This is a genomic window from Actinomadura sp. NBRC 104412, assembly GCF_030269515.1.
Lineage (GTDB): Bacteria > Actinomycetota > Actinomycetes > Streptosporangiales > Streptosporangiaceae > Spirillospora.
Genome location: NZ_BSTM01000079.1, coordinates 1 through 1,739, shown reverse-complemented (window position 1 = coordinate 1,739; position 1,739 = coordinate 1). Strand labels below are relative to the sequence as shown.

At 68.5% G+C, this 1,739-nt stretch carries 2 protein-coding genes; both read right to left on the bottom strand.

Annotated features, from left to right (window positions below; all coding sequences use genetic code 11):
* Nucleotides 1–67: 67 nt before the first annotated feature.
* Nucleotides 68–865 carry an IS21-like element helper ATPase IstB gene (gene istB / locus QSK21_RS35770; RefSeq protein ID WP_285702199.1) on the bottom strand — a complete coding sequence of 266 codons (798 nt, stop codon included), beginning with the start codon at nt 863–865 and terminating at the stop codon, nt 68–70.
* On the bottom strand, nt 862–1,739 hold an 878-nt coding region (locus QSK21_RS35765), incomplete at its 5' end, for a Mu transposase domain-containing protein (protein WP_285702198.1). The genes QSK21_RS35765 and istB, both read right to left, overlap by 4 nt.

The window sequence follows — 1,739 nt, the reverse complement described above, 5'->3', positions numbered from 1 at the left end:
TGTCAATCCCGGCCCAATCGTGACCCGGTTGTTCCGGGTGAACCGTGACCCACCCGATTGTTGATCTTTAGTTGTCGGTCTTGGCCGCGGGGACGCGGCCGAGGTCGCGGTCTTTGAGCCGGTAGCTGTCTCCCTTGAGGGAGATGACTTCGGCGTGGTGGACGAGGCGGTCGATCATGGCGGCGGCTACGACGTCGTCACCGAACACCTCGCCCCAGCGGCCGAAGGGCTTGTTACTGGTCACGATCAGGCTGGCGCGTTCGTAGCGGGAGGAGACCAGCTGGAAGAACAGGTTGGCGGCTTCGGCTTCGAAGGGTATGTAGCCGACCTCATCGACGATGAGCAGCGGGATCCGGCCGAGTTTGATGAGTTCGTCTTGCAGGCGGCCGGCGTGGTGGGCGTCGGCGAGACGGGCGACCCATTCGGCGGCGGTGGCGAACGCGACCCGGTGGCCGGCCTGGCAGGCGCGGATGCCCAACCCGATGGACAGGTGGGTCTTGCCGGTGCCGGGCGGGCCGAGGAACACCACGTTCTCGCGGGTGGTGATGAAGTCCAAGGTGCCCAGGTGGGTGATCGTGTCGCGTTTGAGAGAGCGTTGGTGGTCGAAGTCGAATTCTTCGATCGATTTGCGGGCGGGGAACCGTGCGGTGCGGATGCGTCCTTCACCGCCGTGGGCTTCGCGGGCGGCGACCTCGCGTTGCAGGCAGGCGGCCAGGAACTCCTCATACGACCAGTCCTCGGCCCGGGCCCGTTCGGCGAGGCGTTCGACGGCGGCGGCCAGTGAGGGAGCCTTCAGTGCGCGGGTGAGGTAGGCCAGTTCGGCACTGACGTTGCGGGCGGTCTGGGAGGTGGTCTTGGCGCTCATCCGGCGATCTCCTCACCGCTGATCCCGAGCAGCCGGTCATAGTCGGACAAGGGCCGCTGTTGCACCACGGTCTCGACCGGTCGCACCGCCGCCAGGCGGGCCTGACGCAACCGCACCGCGGCGGCCTTGTGGGCCGGGTCGGTGATGGTCTGGTGATCGGCCCAACAGCGGGCATGGCAGGCCACCTGGGCTCCGTCGCAGGTGACCCGCACCTGATGCAGGTCGGCGGTCACATCGACCCGGCGGCCGATGACGGCCGGGTGCACCGAGTAGTCGTTGGAGTCCAGCCGCACGTAGTGGTCCCGGGGCAGCCGGGTGCTCAGCCGCCATCCGGTTACCGGATCGACCGGCGGCAACGCCAGCATCGCGGCCCGATCGGCCTCCCACCGGTCGATCGGCCGGCAGCCCAGCCGGCGATGGTGACGCTGGTTCGCGCGCGTCAGCCACTGGCCCACCTGGGCGGTGAAGTCCATCGGCGAGCCGAACGACCGGCCTGGCAAGAACGAGGTCTCCAGATAGCCGTTGGCGCGCTCGACCAGGCCCTTGGCTTCCGGGTCACCGGGCCGGCACTGGATGACCTTGATCCCCAGCGTTCCCCGGAAGGCGTTCATCGCCTCACTCAGCTGTGGCCTGCCGCCTCGCCACTGCCCGATCGCCGACTCGTTGTCCCACACCAACGCCCGAGGCACCCGGCCCCACGCCCTCAGCAGCACCCAGTGCCCGGCCAGCAGGTCCTCCGCCCGCCGGGACGGCAGCATCACCGCACCGATCATCCGGGAATAACCGCTGACCATGACCAGCACAGGAGGACGCCCTGTCTGGCCGAACCCCAGCGGCACGTCCACCGGCGGGAACCACAGATCGCATTGAGCCA

Bases quoted from the DNA above. Each gene is read 5' to 3' on its own strand.
- istB (WP_285702199.1), bottom strand. From the start codon at position 865: ATGAGCGCCAAGACCACCTCCCAGACCGCCCGCAACGTCAGTGCCGAA.